We start from the raw sequence: 18,212 nt of genomic DNA, 5'->3' as shown, positions 1-18,212 counted from the left end.
CCAAGCGAATATCGAGCGCATAAGATGCGCCCATGAGCTTTGGGCAGGGGGGACCCGACTGGGGTTCCGGGGGATCGTCCACACCCGACTGGACCGCGCTCGCCGAACAGGCAGAGCGGACACGCGCCAGGCGGCGCCGCTGGATGATGGCGGGCGGCGGCGCGCTCGCCACCGCGGCCGTCGCGGGAATCGTCGCGGTGGCCGTCGTCAACGAGGGCGGCGGCGACGCCTCAGACAAGCCCTCCAGCTCCCTGCCGCCGCCCGAGGACCTTCCCTCCAGCTCGGCGGCCGAGCCGGACCCCACCTTCAAGGACGAGCCGCCGCCCCCGCCCCCGCCGAAGGACTTCATCGCCGACGCGCAGCACGACAAGGCGCCACTGAGCATCACCACGCTCTTCCCCGGCAAGCGCGTCACGGTCAACGGCCGCCCGTACAAGCTCGCGGACACCAGTACGAGCAAGAAGTGCGCCGACGCCGCACACGCCGGCCTGGCCCCGGTCCTCGACCGCAACAAGTGCGAGACCCTCTACCGCGCGACCTTCACCCGCGACGGCCTCGCCGTCACGGTCGGCATCGCGGTCTTCCAGAAGACGGAGCCGGCGACCCGGGTGAAGAGGGAGTACAAGCCCAACCTCGTCGCGCTCCCCGGCAAGGGCGTCCCCCACTTCTGCCGCACCGTGGTCTGCCGTACGACCGCCAACTCCCTCGGCCGCTACGCCTACTTCACCATCGCGGGCCGCACCAACGGCAAGGAATCGGGCCCCGCGGACAAGCAGGCCGAACGCGCGGCCCTCGACGGCTCCAACTACGCCTACGCCCGCATCCTGCAACGCGGCAGGGCCCAGTCCTCGGAGGCCGCGGAGGCCCCGCAGGACTGACCGCCCTCAGCAGCAGCCCGCCGCGCCCCCCGCACCGCCAGGCCCCACCATCAGCGAACGCTTGTTCCGCGACGCGAGGTTACGGGCCTCCAACTCGTCGTCAGCCGGGTAGCCGACCTCCTCCAGCGTCAGCCCGTGCGGCCGTACGACATGGACGGCCGAGTCCCGTACACCGGCGGCCAGCACCTTGGCGGGCCACTCGGGCGGGCGGTGGCCGTCGCCGACGAAGAGCATGGCGCCGACCAGCGCGCGCACCATGTTGTGGCAGAACGCGTCGGCCTTGACCGTGGCCTCCAGCACACCGTCCGCGCGCCGCACCCACTCCAGCCGCTGGAGCGTACGAATGGTCGTGGCACCCTCGCGCTTCTTGCAGTAAGCGGCGAAGTCGTGTTCCCCCAGCAGGTTGCCGGCCGCCTCGTTCATGGCGTCGAGGTCCAGCGGCCAGTTGTGCCACAGCACATGGCCGCGCTGGAGCGGGTCGACCCCGCCGGGGTGGTCGGTGACGCGGTACGCGTAGCGCCGCCAGATCGCGGAGAACCGCGCGTCGAAGTGTGCGGGTGCCTCGCTCACCCGGAACACGCGTACGTCCATCGGCAGCCGCCCCGCGAGCCGCCGCAGCAGATGGTCAGCGTGCTCGGCCCACACGTCATCCGGCAGGTCCACATGGGCGACCTGCCCGCGCGCGTGCACCCCCGCGTCCGTACGGCCCGCCACGGTCAGCTCGGGCGTCTCCTCCCGCCGCATGACGACACGCAGCGCCTCCTCGATCTCCTCCTGGACCGTACGGCGGACCCGCTGCCGCGCCCAGCCGGAGAACTCCCGCCCGTCATAGGCCAGGTCCAGCCGTACTCGCACCACGTCACACTCCCGAAGTTGTGGCGAAATACAGAGCGGGCCCACCCCGAGGGGCGGGCCCGCTCACATGCCTGGGTCAGGCGTCCTTGGACTCGTCCTCTGCGGACTCGTCCTTCGCCTCGGTCTCGGCCGCGTCCTTCTTGAGGTCGGCGACGGCCTCGTCACCGGCAGCGTCCTTCGCGGTCCGCTTCGTCGCGGCCTCGGCCTCGCCGACAGCGGTCTGCTGCACGGTCAGGGCCTCGACCAGCTCGATGACCGCCATCGGGGCGTTGTCGCCACGACGCGGGCCGATCTTGGTGATGCGGGTGTAGCCACCGGGACGGTTCTCGTACCGCGGGCCGATCTCGGTGAAGAGCGTGTGCACGACGCTCTTGTCCAGGATCGTGCGCATGACCTGACGGCGGTTGTGAAGGTCACCCTTCTTCGCCTTGGTGATCAGACGCTCGGCGACCGGACGCAGGCGGCGGGCCTTGGCCTCGGTCGTCGTGATGCGGCCGTGCTCGAACAGCGCGGTGGCCAGGTTTCCCAGCATCGCCTTCTGGTGCGAGGCGCTACCGCCGAGACGGGGACCCTTCGTGGGCTTCGGCATGATGTTTCTCCTTCGTTGTCCCTGCACCGGCCGTATCAGGCACCGGCGGCAGTCCCGGCCGTATCAGGCACCGGGAACTTCGGCCCCGCCCCCGGAAAGGAGGCGGGGATGCGCCCTGAAAGGGGCGCGGGGAACTGCGCGACCAGCCACAGCCGACCCGCAGCTCCCCGAAAAGCAGCACGGGGCACACGCTTGGAAGAGCGAGCCCCGCGTCAGCGACACGGGGCACACACTCAAGAGCGCGAGCCCAGCGGCGAGCGCCTCAGTACTGCTCGGTCTCCACGAACCCGGCGTCCGCGTCGTCGTCGGCGCCGAAGGCGTCCGCCGCGGCGGTCGGGTCGAATCCGGGCGGGCTGTCCTTGAGGGCCAGGCCCATGCCGGCCAGCTTCGCCTTGACCTCGTCGATCGACTTCGCACCGAAGTTACGGATGTCGAGCAGGTCCGCCTCGGAACGGGCCACCAGCTCGCCCACCGAGTGGATGCCCTCGCGCTTGAGGCAGTTGTACGACCGAACGGTGAGCTCCAGCTCCTCGATCGGCAGCGCCAGATCGGCGGCCAGCGCGGCGTCCGTCGGCGACGGGCCCATGTCGATGCCCTCGGCGTCGACGTTCAGCTCGCGCGCCAGGCCGAACAGCTCGACCAGCGTCTTGCCTGCGGACGCCATGGCGTCACGGGGCCGCATGGCCTGCTTGGTCTCGACGTCGACGATCAGCTTGTCGAAGTCGGTGCGCTGCTCGACACGGGTCGCCTCGACCTTGTACGTGACCTTGAGCACCGGCGAGTAGATGGAGTCGACCGGAACCCGGCCGATCTCCTGGCCCACCTGCTTGTTCTGTACGGCGGAGACGTAGCCGCGACCGCGCTCGACGGTCAGCTCCATCTCCAGCTTGCCCTTGCCGTTGAGCGTGGCGAGGACCAGGTCCGGGTTGTGCACCTCGACACCGGCAGGCGGCGCGATGTCCGCCGCGGTGACCAGGCCGGGGCCCTGCTTGCGCAGGTACATCACGACGGGCTCGTCGTGCTCCGAGGAGACGACCAGGGTCTTGATGTTCAGGATGAGGTCGGTGACGTCCTCCTTGACGCCCGGCACGGTGGAGAACTCGTGCAGGACACCGTCGATACGGATGGACGTGACCGCCGCACCCGGAATCGAGGAGAGGAGCGTGCGACGCAGAGAGTTACCGAGGGTGTAGCCGAAGCCCGGCTCCAGCGGCTCGATCACGAACCGTGAGCGGAATTCGTCGACGACCTCTTCGGTCAGAGAGGGGCGCTGAGCGATCAGCATGTGTTGTGTGCCTCCAGTATTCGGCAACCGCTATTTGATGCCGTCACTGCAAGAGTACGGGCGGCAGGCCCCAAACGGGACCGTACCGCCCACACCCTGCGAAGCCTTGACCGGAATACACCGGCCGCAGCTCGACGATCGGCCGTCGGCCGACCCGAATTACTTCGAGTACAGCTCGACGATCAGCTGCTCCTGCACCTGGGTGTCGATCACCTGGCGCTCGGGCAGCGAGTGGACGAGGACGCGCAGCTTGGACGGGATCGCCTCAAGCCACGCGGGTACGGTCTTGTCCCCGGCTTCCGCAACGGCCACCTGGAAGGGGGTCATGTTGCGGGAGGACTCACGGACCTCGACGATGTCGTTCGCGGAAACCCGCGCCGAGGGAATGTCGGTCTTGTGACCGTTCAGCGCGATGTGACCGTGCTTGACCAACTGACGTGCGTGGTCACGGGACTTGGCGAAGCCGGCCCGGTACACCACGTTGTCCAGACGGGTTTCAAGGATGCGCAACAGGTTCTCGCCGGTCTTGCCCGACTGGCGGTTGGCCTCGTTGAAATACCCGCGGAACTGCTTCTCAAGGACACCGTAGATACGAGCTGCCTTCTGCTTCTCACGCTTCTGCAGCAGGTACTCGGATTCCTTGGTGCGCCCGCGACCGTGCTCACCCGGGGGGTAAGGACGGATCTCGATCGGGCACTTCGCGCTCTCGCACTTGCTCCCCTTGAGGAAGAGCTTCTGCTTTTCCCGACGGCAACGCTTGCAGTCGGCCCCGGTATAACGCGCCATTTGTCGTTGATCTCCTACTTCAGTTGTCTCAGACCCGGCGACGCTTCGGCGGGCGGCAGCCGTTGTGCGGGGTCGGGGTGACGTCCTGGATCGAACCCACCTCAAGGCCGGTGGCCTGGAGGGAGCGGATCGCGGTCTCACGGCCGGAGCCGGGACCCTTGACGAAGACATCGACCTTGCGCATGCCGTGCTCCTGCGCGCGACGTGCGGCGCTCTCGGCGGCCATCTGCGCCGCGAACGGCGTCGACTTGCGCGAGCCCTTGAAGCCGACGTGGCCGGCAGAGGCCCAGGAGATCACGTTCCCGGTGGGGTCGGTGATCGAAACGATCGTGTTGTTGAACGTGCTCTTGATGTGAGCGTGCCCGTGGGCGACGTTCTTCTTCTCCTTGCGGCGCACCTTCTTGGCGCCGGCCGTACGGCCCTTCGGAGGCATGTGTCAAAAACTCCTGTGGAGGTGGTCGGTCCAACAGCGCGGACGACTCGTCGCACTGAATAGTGGAGTGTGTCCGGTGTGGACTACTTCTTGCCCGGCTTCTTCTTACCGGCGATCGCGCGACGCGGGCCCTTGCGGGTGCGGGCGTTGGTCTTGGTGCGCTGGCCGTGGACCGGGAGACCGCGCCGGTGACGCAGACCCTCGTAGCAGCCGATCTCGACCTTGCGGCGGATGTCGGCCTGGATCTCACGGCGGAGATCGCCCTCGACCCGGAGATTGTTGTCCACGTACTCGCGGAGCTTGACCATTTCTTCCTCGCCCAGGTCCCTGACGCGGGTGTCCGGGCTGACCCCGGTCTCGCTCAGGGTCTGCTGCGCAAGGGTGCGGCCGATGCCGAAGACGTAGGTGAGGGCGACCTCAACGCGCTTCTCACGCGGGAGGTCGACGCCAGCGAGGCGTGCCATGAATGTGGCTCCTGATGATTTCGTCGGAGGTCTGTAGCAGTGCCGTCCCCGTCCCTGGCCTGCCGGCCTGGGTACCCCCACGCTCGTAGAGCTTGGGGAAGGGTCCCCGGCCTCCGACCGGGGGTGTCGACGCCGTCAGCGGCGCCGGGCCCTGCATATATAACTGTTGCTCGCGTCGCGCGAAGGAACTGCGAAAGGCAGGTCGTCGTACGTCAGCCCTGGCGCTGCTTGTGGCGCAGGTTCTCGCAAATGACCATGACCCGACCGTGACGGCGGATCACCTTGCACTTGTCGCAGATCTTCTTGACGCTCGGCTTGACCTTCATGATGTGAGGTTCTCCGGGTCTGGCCGTCTCCCCACAGGAGGGAAGGCAGCACGATCTGTCGATCTACTTGTAGCGGTAGACGATCCGTCCGCGCGTCAGGTCGTACGGAGAGAGCTCCACCACGACCCTGTCGTCGGGAAGGATACGGATGTAGTGCATCCGCATCTTGCCGCTGATATGCGCGAGGACCTGGTGCCCGTTCTGGAGCTCCACCTTGAACATCGCGTTCGGGAGAGACTCGACGACGGTGCCCTCGATCTCGATGGCCCCCTGTTTTTTGGCCATGCTTGAGCGCTTCACCTTCCGGGATCGGCTACCTGGGGTGGCCCAGAAATACTCTGTCGTACAACTGGCATACGGGTACACCTGGGCCGACGAGCCAGTCTACGTCACGCCACCCGGAAAGACGAATCCGGGGATTCTCCCCGCCAACAGAGATCGTTATGCGGGAGGAAGGTGTGGGAATCGTGCCGTTACGCCACGGGGTCGGGCGCCGTCGTGATCCCGTATTCCGCGAGCTTGGCCTTGCCGCCGTCGGGCGCCGTCAGCACGAGCGGGCCCTCGTCGGTGAGTGCGACCGAGTGCTCCCAGTGGCTGGACCAGGTGCCGTCGTTGGTCTTGACCGTCCAGTCGTCCGACAGGACATGGGTCTTCGCCGTACCGAGGCTCACCATCGGCTCGATCGCCAGGCACATCCCGGGCACCAGCTTCGGGCCCTTGCCCCTGCGCCGCTCCACGTAGTTCAGCAGGTGCGGGTCCATGTGCATCTGGGAGCCGATGCCGTGACCGCCGTAGTCCTCGATGATCCCGTACTTGCCCGAGGCGGGCCGGGGCTGGCGGCGCACATAGCTCTCGATCGCCTTGGAGACGTCCACGAGCCGGTTGCCCTTGCGCATCGCGGCGATACCGGCCCACATCGACTCCTCGGTCACGCGGCTCAGCTCGCGCAGCTCGGCCGAGTGGCCCTCCCCCACGAAGACGGTGAGCGCGGCGTCGCCGTGCCAGCCGTCGATGATCGCGCCGGCGTCGATGGAGAGCAGGTCGCCCGCCTTCAGCACGGTCTCGCGGTCCGGGATGCCGTGCACCACGACGTCGTTGACCGAGGTGCAGATGTTGCCGGGAAAGCCGCCGTATCCCAGGAAGTTGGGCTTCGCCCCATGGTCGGCGAGCACCTTCGCCGCGACCTCGTCCAGGTCCTTCGTCGTCGCGCCGGGCACCGCGGCCTGGGCGCAGGCTGTGTGCATCGCGGCGACGACCAACCCCGCCTCGCGCATTTTCGCGATCTGCTCGGGGGTCTTGATCTCCACCATGACGGCCTGCCGCCTTTCCTGATCGACGTCCGCCGTACGGACCCGAATGCTTGATACTGCCCCGTCAAGTCTGCCAGCCGCCCACGGAACGGACAGGCCCCGGACATGAAGCGGGGGCCAGGCACACTGCCCGGCCCCTGCCCGATGCGCCCCGAAGGGGCGCGGGGAACTGCGCGACCTGCCACGACAGGCCCGAGGTCGGCACACAACCTCGCCGCACGCGGAGGAACGGCGCCCCGAGGGGGCGCTCCGCGCTCAGTCCCGCCGCAGCGCGGCCATCGCCCGCGCGGTGACGTCGCCGACCTCGCCCAGCGCGGAGATCGTGGTCACGAGCCCCTGCACCTTGTAGTGGTCGATGATCGGTTCGGTCTCGCTGTGGTACACCGCGAGGCGCTTGCGCACGGTCTCCTCGCGGTCGTCGTCTCGCTGGTACAGCTCGCCTCCGCACACGTCACAGACGCCGTCCTTCTTGGGCGGGCTGTACTCGACGTGGAAGACGTGGCTGCTGTCGCTCCGGCAGATGCGCCTCCCGGCGATCCGCTTCACGACCTCGTCCTCGGGGACCTCAAGATCCAGCACCGCGTCCAGCTTCTGGCCTGTCTCGTCCAGGAAGCTGTCCAGCGCCACGGCCTGCGCGATGTTCCGCGGAAAGCCGTCGAGCAGGAACCCGCCCGCCGCGTCCGGCTCTTCCATCCGGCTCTTGGCCATCCCGATGGTGACCTCGTCCGGCACGAGCTGGCCGGCCCGCATGTACTCCTGCGCCTTCTGGCCGAGCGGTGTGCCCTGGCTGATGTTGGCGCGGAAGAGGTCGCCCGTGGAGATGTGCGGGATCGACAGGTTCTCGGCGAGGAACGACGCCTGCGTTCCCTTGCCCGCTCCAGGCGGCCCGACGAGGACGATACGCATCAGCGGAGGAACCCTTCGTAATGGCGCTGCTGAAGCTGGCTCTCGATCTGCTTCACGGTCTCAAGCCCGACGCCCACGATGATGAGGATGCTCGTCCCGCCGAACGGGAAATCCTGCTGAGCGTTGAACATGATCAGCGCGACTGTCGGCACCAGTGCGATCAGACCCAGATACAGAGAGCCAGGCCACGTGATGCGGTTCAGCACGTAACTCAGATACTCCGCCGTGGGACGACCAGCCCGGATACCCGGGATGAAGCCACCATACTTCTTCATGTTGTCGGCAACCTCTTCGGGGTTGAAGGAGATAGCCACATAGAAGAAGGCGAAGAAGACAATCAGCAGGAAGTACGTGACGATGTAGACAGGGTGATCACCCTTCACGAAGTGCGCCTGAATCCACTGCGCCCAGCCCGCCTGGGAACCGCTGAACTGCACGATCAGGGCGGGAATGTAGAGCAGTGAGGACGCGAAGATGACGGGAATCACACCCGCCTGATTGACCTTCAGCGGAATGTACGTCGACGTACCGCCATAACTCCGGCGCCCGATCATGCGCTTCGCGTACTGCACCGGAATGCGCCGCTGGGCCTGTTCGACGAAGACCACGAGCGCGACCATCGCCAGACCACAGAGGATGACAGCGCCGAACTCGATCCAGCCGTCGGCGAGTTTGCCCTGCTTCTTGATCGCCCACAGCGCGCCCGGGAAACCGGCGGCGATGGAGACGAACATCAGGATCGACATGCCGTTGCCGATGCCGCGGTCGGTGATGAGCTCACCGAGCCACATGATGAGGCCGGTACCAGCGGTCATCGTGATCACCATCGTGATGGTGGTGAAGATGCCCTGATCCGGGATGATTTGGTTGGAGACGCTGCAGTTCTGGAAGAGCGAGCCACTGCGTGCCGTTGCCACCAGGCCGGTGGCCTGGAGGATGGCGAGCGCGACGGTCAGATAACGCGTGTACTGCGTGATCTTCCCCTGCCCTGCCTGCCCTTCCTTCTTCAGCGCCTCAAGGCGCGGAATGACCACGACCAGGAGCTGGAGGATGATGCTTGCCGTGATGTACGGCATGATCCCCAGCGCAAAGATCGTGATCTGAAGCAGCGCACCACCACTGAACATGTTGACGAGACCGAAGAGGCCCTGCGCGCCCTTTGCCTCGTCCATACAGGCTTGAACGTTCTCGTAGCTGACGCCCGGGACCGGGACATGCGCTCCGATACGGAAGAGCACCATGATGCCGAGCGTGAAGAGCAGCTTCTTGCGCAGGTCGGGCGTCTGGAACGCCCGGGCGAACGCGGTGAGCACGGTGCCTCCTGCGCCCCCCGCGGTTCTACCAACGCGAGAGGTGACGGTCTTGAGGATCGACAGATATCAACAGTGCACGCCACCTTACCGGCGACTGCACAACCTAGAAACGACCAGCCGTGTAAACGACCAACCGGGGATGCCCCGTTGGGACATCCCCGGCCTGTCGTTCACCTGGTCAACGAACTCAGATCAGTTCGGTGACGGTGCCGCCGGCAGCGGCGATCTTCTCCTTGGCGGAGCCGGAGACCTTGTCGACAGTCACCGTCAGCTTCACGGAGATGTCACCGTCGCCCAGCACCTTGACCAGCTCGTTCTTGCGCACAGCGCCCTTGGCGACCAGACCGGCCACCGTGACCTCGCCACCCTCGGGGTAGAGCTCGGCCAGCTTGTCCAGGTTCACCACCTGGAACTGCTTGTGGGCGGGGTTCCTGAAGCCCTTGAGCTTGGGCAGCCGCATGTGCAGCGGCATCTGCCCACCCTCGAAGCGCTCCGGAACCTGGTAGCGCGCCTTGGTGCCCTTGGTTCCACGACCAGCGGTCTTGCCCTTGGACGCCTCACCACGACCCACACGGGTCTTGGCGGTCTTGGCGCCGGGAGCAGGACGGAGGTTGTGGACCTTCAGCGGGTTGTCTTCCGCCATCTCAGTCGACCTCCTCGACCGACACGAGGTGACGCACAGCGTGCACCTGCCCGCGAACGACGTCGCTGGCCTCGCGTACGGCCACATCGTTGACGCGCTTGAGACCGAGGGTCCGCAGCGTGTCACGGTGGTTCTGCTTGGTCCCGATTACGGAACGCGTCTGCGTGATCTTCAGGCGAGCCATTACGCGCTCACCCCTGCACGCGCCCGCAGCAGAGCGGCGGGTGCTACGTCCTCAAGCGGCAGACCACGACGGGCCGCGATCTCCTCGGGACGCTGAAGTCCCTGGAGCGCCGCACGTGTGGCGTGCACGATGTTGATCGGGTTGGACGAGCCGAGCGACTTGCTCAGCACGTCGTGGATGCCTGCGCACTCCAGCACGGCACGCACCGGGCCACCGGCGATCACACCGGTACCGGGCGAAGCCGGCTTGAGCAGCACGACACCCGCGGCTTCCTCACCCTGGATGGGGTGCGGGATGGTGCCCTGGATACGCGGGACCTTGAAGAAGCTCTTCTTGGCCTCCTCAACACCCTTGGCGATGGCGGCCGGAACCTCCTTCGCCTTCCCGTATCCGACACCCACGGTGCCGTCACCGTCGCCCACCACGACCAGCGCGGTGAAGCTGAAGCGACGACCACCCTTGACTACCTTGGCGACACGGTTGATCGCGACAACGCGCTCAACGTACGCGGTCTTCTCAGCGGCGGCGCCGCCGTCCCGGCCCTTACGGTCCCGCCGCTCGCCGCCACCGGCGCCGCCACCGCGACGCTGGGGTCCAGCCATTGGAATTACCTCTCTCGATTTCGTCCGCTAGCTCACAGCGACATTCAGTCACTGCCGCGACGGGCGGCTCAGAACCTGAGTCCGGCCTCGCGGGCGGCGTCAGCCAGAGCGGCAATGCGCCCTGCGTACTTGTTGCCACCGCGGTCGAACACGACAGCATCGATACCCGCGGCCTTGGCACGCTCCGCAACAAGTGCACCGACCTGCTGTGCCTGCACGCTCTTGTCACCTTCGGTACCGCGAACCGAACCGTCCAGGTGCGACGCCGAGGCCAGAGTGTGGCCCGCGATGTCGTCGATCACCTGCGCGGTGATACCGCGGTTGGTGCGCGTCACCACAAGACGGGGGCGCTCGGGCGTGCCCGAGACCTTCTTGCGGATCCGGATGTGACGGCGCTTGGCGGCAGCACGCTTGTACGCGTCGCCCTTAGCGATCTTCACGCCGTATGCCATGGCTTACTTACCAGCCTTTCCGACCTTGCGGCGGATGACTTCGCCCGCGTACTTCACGCCCTTGGCCTTGTACGGGTCGGGCTTCCGCAGCTTGCGGATGTTCGCGGCGACTTCGCCGACCTGCTGCTTGTCGATGCCTTCGACCGAGAACTTGGTCGGCGACTCGACCTTGAACGAGATGCCTTCCGGCGCCTTGATCAGGATCGGGTGGCTGTAGCCCAGCGAGAACTCCAGGTCGGAGCCCTTCGCCTGGACGCGGTAACCGACACCGCTGATTTCGAGGTCCTTGCTGAACCCGTTGGTCACGCCAGTGATCATGTTCGCCACCAGCGTGCGGGACAGACCGTGCAGGGCCCTGTTCCGGCTCTCATCGTTGGGGCGCGAGACGACGAGCGCGCCGTCCTCACCCTTGGCGATCTCGATGGGCGCGGCAACGGTGTGCGCGAGGGAACCCTTGGGGCCCTTCACACCGACCGTCTGGCCATCGATGGTGACGTCCACACCGGCGGGAACCGTGATGGGGAGCTTGCCAATGCGCGACATAGCTGTTTCCTCCGTTCCCTTCCGCTACCAGACGTAGGCGAGGACTTCCCCACCCACGCCCTTCTTCTGCGCCTGCTGGCCGGTGAGCAGACCGTGCGACGTGGAGATGATCGCCACGCCCAGGCCGCCGAGCACCTTCGGCAGGTTGGTGGACTTTGCGTAGACCCGCAGACCCGGCTTCGAAATCCGCTTGATGCCGGCGATCGAACGCTCGCGGTTGGGTCCGAACTTCAGCTCAAGGACAAGGCTCTTGCCCACCTTGGCGTCCTCGGTCTTCCATCCCGTGATGTAGCCCTCCTGCTGGAGGATCTCCGCGATGTGCGACTTGATCTTGCTGTGGGGCATCACGACGGTGTCGTGGTACGCCGAGTTCGCGTTTCGCAGACGCGTGAGCATGTCTGCGATCGGATCGGTCATGGTCATGTGATGGCCTTCGGCCTCTCTCGCCGGGGTTTCCCTATGTGCGTCGTCCCTCTCCCCGTCCGCCAGCGAGGCTGACGACGGGACAGGTGCGTCGCGGGGGACCTACGGCGTAGTAAGCGACGTTTCAGCTTACCGAGAGTCCTGGTCCATGCCCAAAAAAGGGCTGGTTACCAGGAGCTCTTGGTCACGCCCGGCAGCTCGCCACGGTGGGCCATCTCACGAAGGCACACGCGGCACAGGCCGAACTTGCGGTAGACGGAGTGGGGACGGCCGCAGCGCTGGCAACGCGTGTAAGCGCGCACCGCGAACTTCGGCTTGCGGCTGGCCTTTGAGATCAGAGCCTTCTTCGCCATGATCAGTTCTCCTTGAACGGGAAGCCGAGGTGACGAAGCAGGGCACGACCCTCGTCGTCGTTGGTCGCCGTGGTGACCACGGTGATGTCCATGCCCCGGACCCGGTCGATCTTGTCCTGGTCGATCTCGTGGAACATGACCTGCTCCGTGAGACCGAAGGTGTAGTTGCCCCTGCCGTCGAACTGCTTCGGCGACAGACCGCGGAAGTCGCGGATGCGCGGAAGCGCGAGCGACAGCAGCCGGTCCAGGAACTCCCACATCCGGTCGCCACGCAGGGTCACGTGGGCACCGATCGGCTGGCCCTCACGCAGCTTGAACTGCGCGATGGACTTACGGGCCTTGGTCACGGCGGGCTTCTGACCGGTGATGGTGGACAGGTCCTTGATGGCACCGTCCATCAACTTGGAGTCGCGGGCGGCGTCGCCCACACCCATGTTGACCACGATCTTCGTCAGACCGGGGATCTGCATGACGTTCTCGTACGAGAACTCTTCCTGCAGCTGGCTCTGGATCTCGGCGCGGTAGCGCTGCTTCAGGCGCGGGGCGGTGTTGGTCGGTGTGGCAGCAGTCATAGTCAGATGTCCTCACCGGTCCGCTTGGCAACGCGGATCTTGTTGCCGTCGTCGTCGAAGCGGTATCCGACGCGGGTCACGACCTTGTTGCCGTCCTTCTCCACGACCAGCTGGACGTTGGAGATGTGGACGGGGGCCTCGGTCGTCACGATGCCGCCGGTCTTCGAACCACGGGCGGTCTGACCGGCCTTGGTGTGCTTCTTGACCCGGTTGACACCCTCGACGAGGACACGGCTCTCGCGGGGGTAGGCCACAATGACCTTGCCCTGCTTGCCCTTGTCCTTACCGGTGATGACCTGGACCAGGTCGCCCTTCTTGATCTTCATGGTCACAGCACCTCCGGCGCGAGCGAGATGATCTTCATGAACTTCTTCTCGCGCAGCTCACGGCCCACCGGGCCGAAGATGCGGGTACCACGGGGGTCGCCGTCGTTCTTGAGCACGACGGCGGCGTTCTCGTCGAAACGGATGTACGAGCCATCCGGGCGGCGGCGCTCCTTCACGGTGCGCACGATGACAGCCTTGACGATGTCGCCCTTCTTCACGTTCCCACCCGGGATCGCGTCCTTGACGGTAGCGACAATGACGTCACCGATACCCGCGTAGCGCCGGCCCGAGCCGCCGAGCACACGGATGGTGAGAATTTCCTTCGCACCAGTGTTGTCGGCGACGCGAAGCCGAGACTCCTGCTGGATCACGTCTATCTCCTGTATGTCTGCCGGTTCCCGGCAGGGATCTCGCGATCCCTGCCGAGCCTGGCGGAACTAGTCCCGCGGGCGACTGCCCGAAGACTGAACTATGAGGAACCCTTGCGGGATTGCCTACTTGGCCTTCTCAAGGATCTCGACGATGCGCCAGCGCTTGGTGGCGGACAGCGGCCGGGTCTCCATCAGGAGGACGCGGTCGCCGACACCGGCAGCGTTCTGCTCGTCGTGCGCCTTGAGCTTGTTGGTACGGCGGATGACCTTGCCGTACAGCGCGTGCTTCACACGGTCCTCAACGGCGACGACGACGGTCTTGTCCATCTTGTCGCTGACGACCAGACCCTCACGGGTCTTGCGGAAGCCTCGCTCCTGGTTACCTGCGGCGGAGCCGCTGGTGGATGCAGTAGTCACATTCGTCTCGCTCATCAGGCGCTCTCCACCGTCTCGATGCCCAGCTCGCGCTCACGCATCAGGGTGTAGATCCGGGCGATGTCCTTGCGGACGGCCTTCAGCCGGCCGTGGTTCTCAAGCTGCCCGGTCGCCGCCTGGAAGCGGAGATTGAACAGCTCTTCCTTGGCCTCGCGGAGCTTGCCAACGAGCTCCTCGTTGCCCAGCTCGCGCAGCTCGGATGCCTTGGTTCCGGCCGCCATCACGCGTCACCTGCCTCGCGCCGCACAATGCGGCACTTCATGGGAAGCTTGTGCGCTGCACGAATGAGCGCCTCTTTAGCAACCTTCTCGTTCGGGTAGGACAGTTCGAACATCACGCGACCGGGCTTGACGTTCGCGATCCACCACTCCGGCGAACCCTTGCCGGAACCCATGCGGGTCTCGGCAGGCTTCTTCGTCAGCGGGCGGTCGGGGTAGATGTTGATCCACACCTTGCCGCCACGCTTGATGTGCCGGGTCATGGAGATACGAGCTGCCTCGATCTGCCTGTTCGTCACATAGGCACCGGTAACGGCTTGGATGCCGTACTCGCCGAAGGCGACCTCGGTACCACCCTTCGCCATGCCCTTGCGCTTGGGGTGGTGCTGCTTGCGGTGCTTGACCCTGCGAGGGATCAGCATGTTGGTCAGGCCTCCGTTCCACCGGTAGAAGAGGGCGCCTCCGCCGGAGCGGCAGTGGTGGCCGCCTCGGCCTTGGGGGCCTCGGCACCGGCGCTCTGCTGCTGCGGCTTACGGCCGCGACGCTCGCCACCGCCGCCGCCACCGCCGCCACGGCGGGGACGCTCGGCGCCGCCGCCGCCACCGCCACCGCCGCGCGACGGGCGGTTGCCCGCACGGGCCGCGGCGTTCTCGGCGCGCACCTCAGCGATGTTCTTGACGTCGCCCTTGTAGATCCAGACCTTCACACCGATGCGGCCGAAGGTCGTCTTGGCCTCGAAGAAGCCGTAGTCGACGTTCGCACGGAGCGTGTGCAGGGGCACGCGGCCCTCGCGGTAGAACTCCGAGCGGGACATCTCGGCGCCGCCGAGACGGCCACCGCACTGGATCTTGATGCCCTTGGCGCCGGCCTTCATCGCCGTCTGCATGCTCTTACGCATCGCACGGCGGAAGGACACCCGGGAGGACAGCTGCTCGGCGACCGCCTGGGCCACGAGCTGCGCGTCCGTCTCGGGGTTCTTGACCTCAAGGATGTTGAACTGGATCTGCTTACCGGTGAGCTTCTCCAGGTTGCCCCGGAGACGGTCGGCCTCCGCGCCGCGACGGCCGATGACGATGCCCGGCCGGGCGGTGTGGACGTCGACACGGACGCGGTCACGCGTGCGCTCGATCTCCACCTTGGAGATGCCGGCCCGCTCCATGCCCTGAGTGAGCAGCTTGCGGATCGCGACGTCTTCCTTGACGTAGTCCTTGTACAGCTTGTCGGCGTACCACCGCGACTTGAAGTCCGTGGTGATGCCGAGCCGGAACCCGTGCGGGTTTACCTTCTGGCCCATTACCGGGTTCCTTCCTTGCTGCTCACGACCACGGTGATGTGGCTCGTCCGCTTACGGATCCGGTAGGCGCGGCCCTGGGCTCGCGGACGGAACCGCTTCAGGGTCGGGCCCTCGTCGACGTATGCCTCGGAGATGAAAAGGCCGTCGGCGTCGGTGTGGTCGTAGTTGTGCGCGGCGTTGGCAATGGCGCTGTCAAGCACCTTGCCCACCGGCACACTCGCGGCCTGCGGGGCGAAACGCAGGACCGCCTGAGCCTCCGTGGCATCCATGCCACGAACGAGGTCCACCACCCGGCGGGCCTTCATGGGCGTGACGCGCACATAGCGCGCTGAGGCCCTGGCTTCCATGGTTGTCCCTTCGGTGTCAGTCATGATCTTCACACCCCGCCCATCAACGACGACGCGACTTGCGGTCGTCCTTGACGTGGCCGCGGAAGGTGCGGGTCGGCGCAAACTCGCCGAGCTTGTGGCCGACCATCGACTCGGTGACGAACACCGGGATGTGCTTACGGCCGTCATGCACCGCGATGGTGTGTCCGAGCATCGCCGGGACGATCATCGAGCGGCGAGACCAGGTCTTGATGACGTTCTTCGAGCCCGCGTCGTTCTGTGTGTCCACCTTCTTGGCGAGGTGGTCGTCGACGAAGGGCCCCTTCTTGAGACTGCGCGGCATCTAAACCCCGCCTCCTAGCGCTTCTTGTTCGTCTTGCGGCGGCGGACGATGTACTTGTTGCTGGCCTTCTTCGGCGAGCGCGTACGGCCCTCCTTCTGACCCCACGGCGAAACCGGGTGGCGGCCACCGGAGGTACGACCCTCACCACCACCGTGCGGGTGGTCGATCGGGTTCATGACCACACCGCGGACGGTCGGGCGAACGCCCTTCCAGCGCATACGGCCGGCCTTGCCCCAGTTGATGTTCGACTGCTCGGCGTTGCCGACCTCGCCCACAGTGGCGCGGCAGCGGACGTCGACCAGGCGGATCTCGCCGGAAGGCATACGAAGGTGGGCCATGCGGCCCTCCTTCGCGAGCAGCTGCACCGAGGCACCGGCGGAGCGGGCGAACTTGGCGCCCCCGCCCGGACGGAGCTCGATGGCGTGAATCGTCGTACCGACCGGGATGAAGCGCAGCGGCAGGTTGTTGCCCGGCTTGATGTCGGCGCCCTGGCCGTTCTCAACCCGGTCGCCCTGCTTCACTCCGCGCGGCGCGAGGATGTAGCGCTTCTCGCCGTCGACGTAGTGCAGCAGCGCGATGCGCGCCGTGCGGTTCGGGTCGTACTCGATGTGCGCGACCTTGGCGGGCACGCCGTCCTTGTCGTGCCGACGGAAGTCGATGACACGGTAGGCGCGCTTGTGGCCACCGCCCTGGTGGCGGACGGTCACACGACCGGCGTTGTTACGGCCGCCCTTGCTGTGCAGCGGGCGGACCAGCGACTTCTCCGGCGTGGACCGCGTGACCTCGACGAAGTCGGCGACACTGGCGCCACGACGGCCCGGAGTCGTCGGCTTGTACTTGCGGATACCCATTATTTTCAGTCCTCGGAAGAATCCGACTTTCGGACGAGACCGACCCCCGTCAGGAGGCCGGACCGCCGAAGATGTCGATACGGTCGCCCTCGGCGAGGGTCACGATGGCGCGCTTCGTGTCCGCGCGCTTGCCGTAGCCGGTGCGGGTGCGCTTGCGCTTGCCCTGGCGGTTGATCGTGTTGACCCCGGTGACCTTGACCGAGAAGACAGCCTCGACGGCCTGCTTGATCTGGGTCTTGTTGGCACTCGGGTCGACGATGAACGTGTACTTGCCCTCGTCCAGCAGCGCGTAGCTCTTCTCCGAGACGACCGGCTTGACCAGCAGGTCGCGCGGGTCCGTGAAGACCTTGCTCGGGTCTGCGGGTGCGATCGGGCCCGGGCCCTCCGCCGCGCGGCGGGTGGCCTTGGCGACGCGAGCGACCTTGGCCGCCTTGGCTGCCTTGGAGGCGATGCTCGGGTGACGCGTAGCCATCAGGCTTCGCTCCCTTCGGTCTCAACGGCCTTCTGGGGGCCAGACACGAAGGACTCAAGCGCGGCCTGGGTGAAGACCACGTCGTCCGAGACGAGCACGTCGTACGTGTTCAGCTGGCCCGGCTCCAGGATGTGCACCTGGGTCAGGTTGCGGGCGGACAGCCAGGCGCTCTCGTCGCTGCGCTCGGCGACCAGGAGCACGTGCTTGCGCTCGCTGACCTTGCCGAGGAGCGTCTTGGCTGCCTTGGTGGAGATCTCGCCCTCGACCACGCCGGTGACGACGTGGACACGGTCGTGACGGGCCCTGTCCGAGAGGGCACCGCGCAGCGCGGCGGCCTTCATCTTCTTGGGCGTCCGCTGCGAGTAGTCACGCGGCACGGGGCCGTGCACGACGCCACCGCCGGCGAACTGCGGCGCACGGGTCGAGCCCTGGCGCGCGCGGCCTGTGCCCTTCTGGCGGTACGGCTTCTTGCCACCGCCGCGGACCTCGCCACGAGTCTTGGTCTTGTGCGTGCCCTGTCGGGCAGCGGCCAGCTGGGCGACAACGACCTGGTGGATCAGCGGAACGCTGACCTGCACGTCGAAGATCTCCGCGGGGAGTTCGACGGTTCCGGTCTTGTCGCCTGCCGGCGAAAGGATGTCAATGGTGCTCATGGG

31 protein-coding genes are annotated in these 18,212 nt (G+C 66.4%); 1 reads left to right on the top strand and 30 read right to left on the bottom strand.

From position 1 onward, the window contains the following. Window positions 1–32: 32 nt before the first annotated feature. The gene (locus tag NMN56_RS38055; protein ID WP_274040304.1) at window positions 33–878 is read left to right on the top strand and encodes a hypothetical protein; all 846 of its coding nucleotides are present in this window, start codon (window positions 33–35) and stop codon (window positions 876–878) included. A 6-nt stretch (window positions 879–884) separates the two neighbouring features. Here NMN56_RS38055 and truA read toward each other — a convergent pair whose 3' ends face one another. The 30 genes from truA to rplD all read right to left on the bottom strand — a co-directional run bounded on the left by truA (window position 885) and on the right by rplD (window position 18,209). Beyond that, a complete protein-coding gene (gene truA / locus NMN56_RS38050) occupies window positions 885–1,736 on the bottom strand; it encodes a tRNA pseudouridine(38-40) synthase TruA (protein WP_430542821.1) in 852 nt (283 codons plus the stop codon). Between the two features lie 73 nt (window positions 1,737–1,809). After that, a complete protein-coding gene (gene rplQ / locus NMN56_RS38045; protein ID WP_274040305.1) occupies window positions 1,810–2,322 on the bottom strand; it encodes a 50S ribosomal protein L17 in 513 nt (170 codons plus the stop codon). A 262-nt stretch (window positions 2,323–2,584) separates the two neighbouring features. Beyond that, entirely contained in the window at window positions 2,585–3,607 is a 1,023-nt protein-coding gene (locus NMN56_RS38040) for a DNA-directed RNA polymerase subunit alpha (protein ID WP_274040306.1), read from the bottom strand. A gap of 159 nt (window positions 3,608–3,766) precedes the next feature. Then, window positions 3,767–4,393 carry a 30S ribosomal protein S4 gene (rpsD, locus tag NMN56_RS38035; protein WP_274040307.1) on the bottom strand — a complete coding sequence of 209 codons (627 nt, stop codon included), beginning with the start codon at window positions 4,391–4,393 and terminating at the stop codon, window positions 3,767–3,769. A 28-nt stretch (window positions 4,394–4,421) separates the two neighbouring features. Further along, window positions 4,422–4,826, bottom strand: coding sequence for a 30S ribosomal protein S11 (gene rpsK, locus NMN56_RS38030; RefSeq protein ID WP_004571845.1), 405 nt, complete (start codon window positions 4,824–4,826; stop codon window positions 4,422–4,424). Window positions 4,827–4,909: 83 nt separating this feature from the next. Next, window positions 4,910–5,290 (bottom strand): 30S ribosomal protein S13, encoded by a 381-nt coding sequence (gene rpsM / locus NMN56_RS38025; protein WP_274040308.1) that lies wholly within the window; start codon window positions 5,288–5,290, stop codon window positions 4,910–4,912. A 212-nt stretch (window positions 5,291–5,502) separates the two neighbouring features. After that, window positions 5,503–5,616, bottom strand: a complete 114-nt coding sequence (rpmJ, locus tag NMN56_RS38020; RefSeq protein ID WP_009740505.1) for a 50S ribosomal protein L36 — start codon at window positions 5,614–5,616, stop codon at window positions 5,503–5,505. Window positions 5,617–5,679: 63 nt separating this feature from the next. Beyond that, on the bottom strand, window positions 5,680–5,901 hold the full coding sequence (gene infA, locus NMN56_RS38015; RefSeq protein WP_003948620.1) for a translation initiation factor IF-1: 222 nt from the start codon (window positions 5,899–5,901) through the stop codon (window positions 5,680–5,682). Between the two features lie 188 nt (window positions 5,902–6,089). Further along, complete coding sequence (gene map, locus NMN56_RS38010; RefSeq protein ID WP_274040309.1) at window positions 6,090–6,926, bottom strand: type I methionyl aminopeptidase; 837 nt, start codon at window positions 6,924–6,926, stop codon at window positions 6,090–6,092. A gap of 255 nt (window positions 6,927–7,181) precedes the next feature. Next, window positions 7,182–7,832 (bottom strand): adenylate kinase, encoded by a 651-nt coding sequence (locus NMN56_RS38005; protein WP_274040310.1) that lies wholly within the window; start codon window positions 7,830–7,832, stop codon window positions 7,182–7,184. After that, window positions 7,832–9,145, bottom strand: coding sequence for a preprotein translocase subunit SecY (secY, locus tag NMN56_RS38000; protein WP_274040311.1), 1,314 nt, complete (start codon window positions 9,143–9,145; stop codon window positions 7,832–7,834). Before secY ends, NMN56_RS38005 begins: the two co-directional genes overlap by 1 nt. Before the next feature lie 187 nt (window positions 9,146–9,332). Then, window positions 9,333–9,788, bottom strand: coding sequence for a 50S ribosomal protein L15 (gene rplO, locus NMN56_RS37995; protein WP_274040312.1), 456 nt, complete (start codon window positions 9,786–9,788; stop codon window positions 9,333–9,335). A 1-nt stretch (window position 9,789) separates the two neighbouring features. Beyond that, a complete protein-coding gene (gene rpmD, locus NMN56_RS37990) occupies window positions 9,790–9,972 on the bottom strand; it encodes a 50S ribosomal protein L30 (protein ID WP_274040313.1) in 183 nt (60 codons plus the stop codon). After that, a complete protein-coding gene (gene rpsE, locus NMN56_RS37985) occupies window positions 9,972–10,574 on the bottom strand; it encodes a 30S ribosomal protein S5 (RefSeq protein ID WP_274040314.1) in 603 nt (200 codons plus the stop codon). The genes rpmD and rpsE overlap by 1 nt, the downstream gene beginning before the upstream one ends. Before the next feature lie 68 nt (window positions 10,575–10,642). Next, a complete protein-coding gene (gene rplR / locus NMN56_RS37980) occupies window positions 10,643–11,026 on the bottom strand; it encodes a 50S ribosomal protein L18 (protein ID WP_274040315.1) in 384 nt (127 codons plus the stop codon). A gap of 3 nt (window positions 11,027–11,029) precedes the next feature. Beyond that, window positions 11,030–11,569: a 50S ribosomal protein L6 gene (gene rplF / locus NMN56_RS37975; protein WP_274040316.1), complete on the bottom strand. Its 540-nt coding sequence runs from the start codon at window positions 11,567–11,569 to the stop codon at window positions 11,030–11,032. A gap of 24 nt (window positions 11,570–11,593) precedes the next feature. Next, window positions 11,594–11,992, bottom strand: coding sequence for a 30S ribosomal protein S8 (gene rpsH, locus NMN56_RS37970; RefSeq protein ID WP_274040317.1), 399 nt, complete (start codon window positions 11,990–11,992; stop codon window positions 11,594–11,596). 167 nt (window positions 11,993–12,159) lie between these two features. Next, complete coding sequence (locus NMN56_RS37965; protein ID WP_030883916.1) at window positions 12,160–12,345, bottom strand: type Z 30S ribosomal protein S14; 186 nt, start codon at window positions 12,343–12,345, stop codon at window positions 12,160–12,162. A 2-nt stretch (window positions 12,346–12,347) separates the two neighbouring features. Continuing rightward, window positions 12,348–12,917: a 50S ribosomal protein L5 gene (rplE, locus tag NMN56_RS37960; RefSeq protein ID WP_274040318.1), complete on the bottom strand. Its 570-nt coding sequence runs from the start codon at window positions 12,915–12,917 to the stop codon at window positions 12,348–12,350. A 2-nt stretch (window positions 12,918–12,919) separates the two neighbouring features. Continuing rightward, window positions 12,920–13,243, bottom strand: a complete 324-nt coding sequence (gene rplX / locus NMN56_RS37955; RefSeq protein ID WP_274040319.1) for a 50S ribosomal protein L24 — start codon at window positions 13,241–13,243, stop codon at window positions 12,920–12,922. Window positions 13,244–13,245: 2 nt separating this feature from the next. Continuing rightward, on the bottom strand, window positions 13,246–13,614 hold the full coding sequence (gene rplN, locus NMN56_RS37950; protein ID WP_274040320.1) for a 50S ribosomal protein L14: 369 nt from the start codon (window positions 13,612–13,614) through the stop codon (window positions 13,246–13,248). Between the two features lie 123 nt (window positions 13,615–13,737). Next, window positions 13,738–14,046 carry a 30S ribosomal protein S17 gene (rpsQ, locus tag NMN56_RS37945; protein ID WP_274040321.1) on the bottom strand — a complete coding sequence of 103 codons (309 nt, stop codon included), beginning with the start codon at window positions 14,044–14,046 and terminating at the stop codon, window positions 13,738–13,740. Continuing rightward, window positions 14,046–14,270, bottom strand: coding sequence for a 50S ribosomal protein L29 (rpmC, locus tag NMN56_RS37940; protein ID WP_023531026.1), 225 nt, complete (start codon window positions 14,268–14,270; stop codon window positions 14,046–14,048). The genes rpsQ and rpmC overlap by 1 nt, the downstream gene beginning before the upstream one ends. Beyond that, a complete protein-coding gene (gene rplP, locus NMN56_RS37935; protein ID WP_274040322.1) occupies window positions 14,270–14,689 on the bottom strand; it encodes a 50S ribosomal protein L16 in 420 nt (139 codons plus the stop codon). Before rplP ends, rpmC begins: the two co-directional genes overlap by 1 nt. 5 nt (window positions 14,690–14,694) lie before the next feature. Continuing rightward, entirely contained in the window at window positions 14,695–15,561 is an 867-nt protein-coding gene (gene rpsC / locus NMN56_RS37930; protein WP_274040323.1) for a 30S ribosomal protein S3, read from the bottom strand. After that, the gene (rplV, locus tag NMN56_RS37925; protein WP_274040547.1) at window positions 15,561–15,908 is read right to left on the bottom strand and encodes a 50S ribosomal protein L22; all 348 of its coding nucleotides are present in this window, start codon (window positions 15,906–15,908) and stop codon (window positions 15,561–15,563) included. The genes rpsC and rplV overlap by 1 nt, the downstream gene beginning before the upstream one ends. Before the next feature lie 43 nt (window positions 15,909–15,951). Further along, window positions 15,952–16,233 carry a 30S ribosomal protein S19 gene (rpsS, locus tag NMN56_RS37920; RefSeq protein WP_274040324.1) on the bottom strand — a complete coding sequence of 94 codons (282 nt, stop codon included), beginning with the start codon at window positions 16,231–16,233 and terminating at the stop codon, window positions 15,952–15,954. A gap of 14 nt (window positions 16,234–16,247) precedes the next feature. After that, on the bottom strand, window positions 16,248–17,084 hold the full coding sequence (gene rplB, locus NMN56_RS37915) for a 50S ribosomal protein L2 (protein ID WP_274040325.1): 837 nt from the start codon (window positions 17,082–17,084) through the stop codon (window positions 16,248–16,250). A gap of 49 nt (window positions 17,085–17,133) precedes the next feature. Then, window positions 17,134–17,556, bottom strand: coding sequence for a 50S ribosomal protein L23 (gene rplW, locus NMN56_RS37910; protein WP_274040326.1), 423 nt, complete (start codon window positions 17,554–17,556; stop codon window positions 17,134–17,136). Beyond that, complete coding sequence (gene rplD / locus NMN56_RS37905) at window positions 17,556–18,209, bottom strand: 50S ribosomal protein L4 (RefSeq protein ID WP_274040327.1); 654 nt, start codon at window positions 18,207–18,209, stop codon at window positions 17,556–17,558. Before rplD ends, rplW begins: the two co-directional genes overlap by 1 nt. Between the last annotated feature and the right edge of the window lie 3 nt (window positions 18,210–18,212).

Origin of the sequence: Streptomyces iconiensis (assembly GCF_028657195.3) — a bacterium.
Lineage (GTDB): Bacteria > Actinomycetota > Actinomycetes > Streptomycetales > Streptomycetaceae > Streptomyces > Streptomyces iconiensis.
This window is presented reverse-complemented; position numbering and strand designations above follow the sequence as displayed.

Coding starts and splice junctions, on each gene's coding strand:
- NMN56_RS38055 (WP_274040304.1), top strand. CDS start 33: ATGAGCTTTGGGCAGGGGGGACCCGACTGGGGTTCCGGGGGATCGTCC.
- rplQ (WP_274040305.1), bottom strand. CDS start 2,322: ATGCCGAAGCCCACGAAGGGTCCCCGTCTCGGCGGTAGCGCCTCGCAC.
- NMN56_RS38040 (WP_274040306.1), bottom strand. CDS start 3,607: ATGCTGATCGCTCAGCGCCCCTCTCTGACCGAAGAGGTCGTCGACGAA.
- rpsD (WP_274040307.1), bottom strand. CDS start 4,393: ATGGCGCGTTATACCGGGGCCGACTGCAAGCGTTGCCGTCGGGAAAAG.
- rpsK (WP_004571845.1), bottom strand. CDS start 4,826: ATGCCTCCGAAGGGCCGTACGGCCGGCGCCAAGAAGGTGCGCCGCAAG.
- rpsM (WP_274040308.1), bottom strand. CDS start 5,290: ATGGCACGCCTCGCTGGCGTCGACCTCCCGCGTGAGAAGCGCGTTGAG.
- rpmJ (WP_009740505.1), bottom strand. CDS start 5,616: ATGAAGGTCAAGCCGAGCGTCAAGAAGATCTGCGACAAGTGCAAGGTG.
- infA (WP_003948620.1), bottom strand. CDS start 5,901: ATGGCCAAAAAACAGGGGGCCATCGAGATCGAGGGCACCGTCGTCGAG.
- map (WP_274040309.1), bottom strand. CDS start 6,926: ATGGTGGAGATCAAGACCCCCGAGCAGATCGCGAAAATGCGCGAGGCG.
- NMN56_RS38005 (WP_274040310.1), bottom strand. CDS start 7,832: ATGCGTATCGTCCTCGTCGGGCCGCCTGGAGCGGGCAAGGGAACGCAG.
- rplO (WP_274040312.1), bottom strand. CDS start 9,788: ATGGCGGAAGACAACCCGCTGAAGGTCCACAACCTCCGTCCTGCTCCC.
- rpmD (WP_274040313.1), bottom strand. CDS start 9,972: ATGGCTCGCCTGAAGATCACGCAGACGCGTTCCGTAATCGGGACCAAG.
- rpsE (WP_274040314.1), bottom strand. CDS start 10,574: ATGGCTGGACCCCAGCGTCGCGGTGGCGGCGCCGGTGGCGGCGAGCGG.
- rplR (WP_274040315.1), bottom strand. CDS start 11,026: ATGGCATACGGCGTGAAGATCGCTAAGGGCGACGCGTACAAGCGTGCT.
- rplF (WP_274040316.1), bottom strand. CDS start 11,569: ATGTCGCGCATTGGCAAGCTCCCCATCACGGTTCCCGCCGGTGTGGAC.
- rpsH (WP_274040317.1), bottom strand. CDS start 11,992: ATGACCATGACCGATCCGATCGCAGACATGCTCACGCGTCTGCGAAAC.
- NMN56_RS37965 (WP_030883916.1), bottom strand. CDS start 12,345: ATGGCGAAGAAGGCTCTGATCTCAAAGGCCAGCCGCAAGCCGAAGTTC.
- rplE (WP_274040318.1), bottom strand. CDS start 12,917: ATGACTGCTGCCACACCGACCAACACCGCCCCGCGCCTGAAGCAGCGC.
- rplX (WP_274040319.1), bottom strand. CDS start 13,243: ATGAAGATCAAGAAGGGCGACCTGGTCCAGGTCATCACCGGTAAGGAC.
- rpsQ (WP_274040321.1), bottom strand. CDS start 14,046: ATGAGCGAGACGAATGTGACTACTGCATCCACCAGCGGCTCCGCCGCA.
- rpmC (WP_023531026.1), bottom strand. CDS start 14,270: ATGGCGGCCGGAACCAAGGCATCCGAGCTGCGCGAGCTGGGCAACGAG.
- rplP (WP_274040322.1), bottom strand. CDS start 14,689: ATGCTGATCCCTCGCAGGGTCAAGCACCGCAAGCAGCACCACCCCAAG.
- rpsC (WP_274040323.1), bottom strand. CDS start 15,561: ATGGGCCAGAAGGTAAACCCGCACGGGTTCCGGCTCGGCATCACCACG.
- rplV (WP_274040547.1), bottom strand. CDS start 15,908: ATGGAAGCCAGGGCCTCAGCGCGCTATGTGCGCGTCACGCCCATGAAG.
- rpsS (WP_274040324.1), bottom strand. CDS start 16,233: ATGCCGCGCAGTCTCAAGAAGGGGCCCTTCGTCGACGACCACCTCGCC.
- rplB (WP_274040325.1), bottom strand. CDS start 17,084: ATGGGTATCCGCAAGTACAAGCCGACGACTCCGGGCCGTCGTGGCGCC.
- rplW (WP_274040326.1), bottom strand. CDS start 17,556: ATGGCTACGCGTCACCCGAGCATCGCCTCCAAGGCAGCCAAGGCGGCC.
- rplD (WP_274040327.1), bottom strand. CDS start 18,209: ATGAGCACCATTGACATCCTTTCGCCGGCAGGCGACAAGACCGGAACC.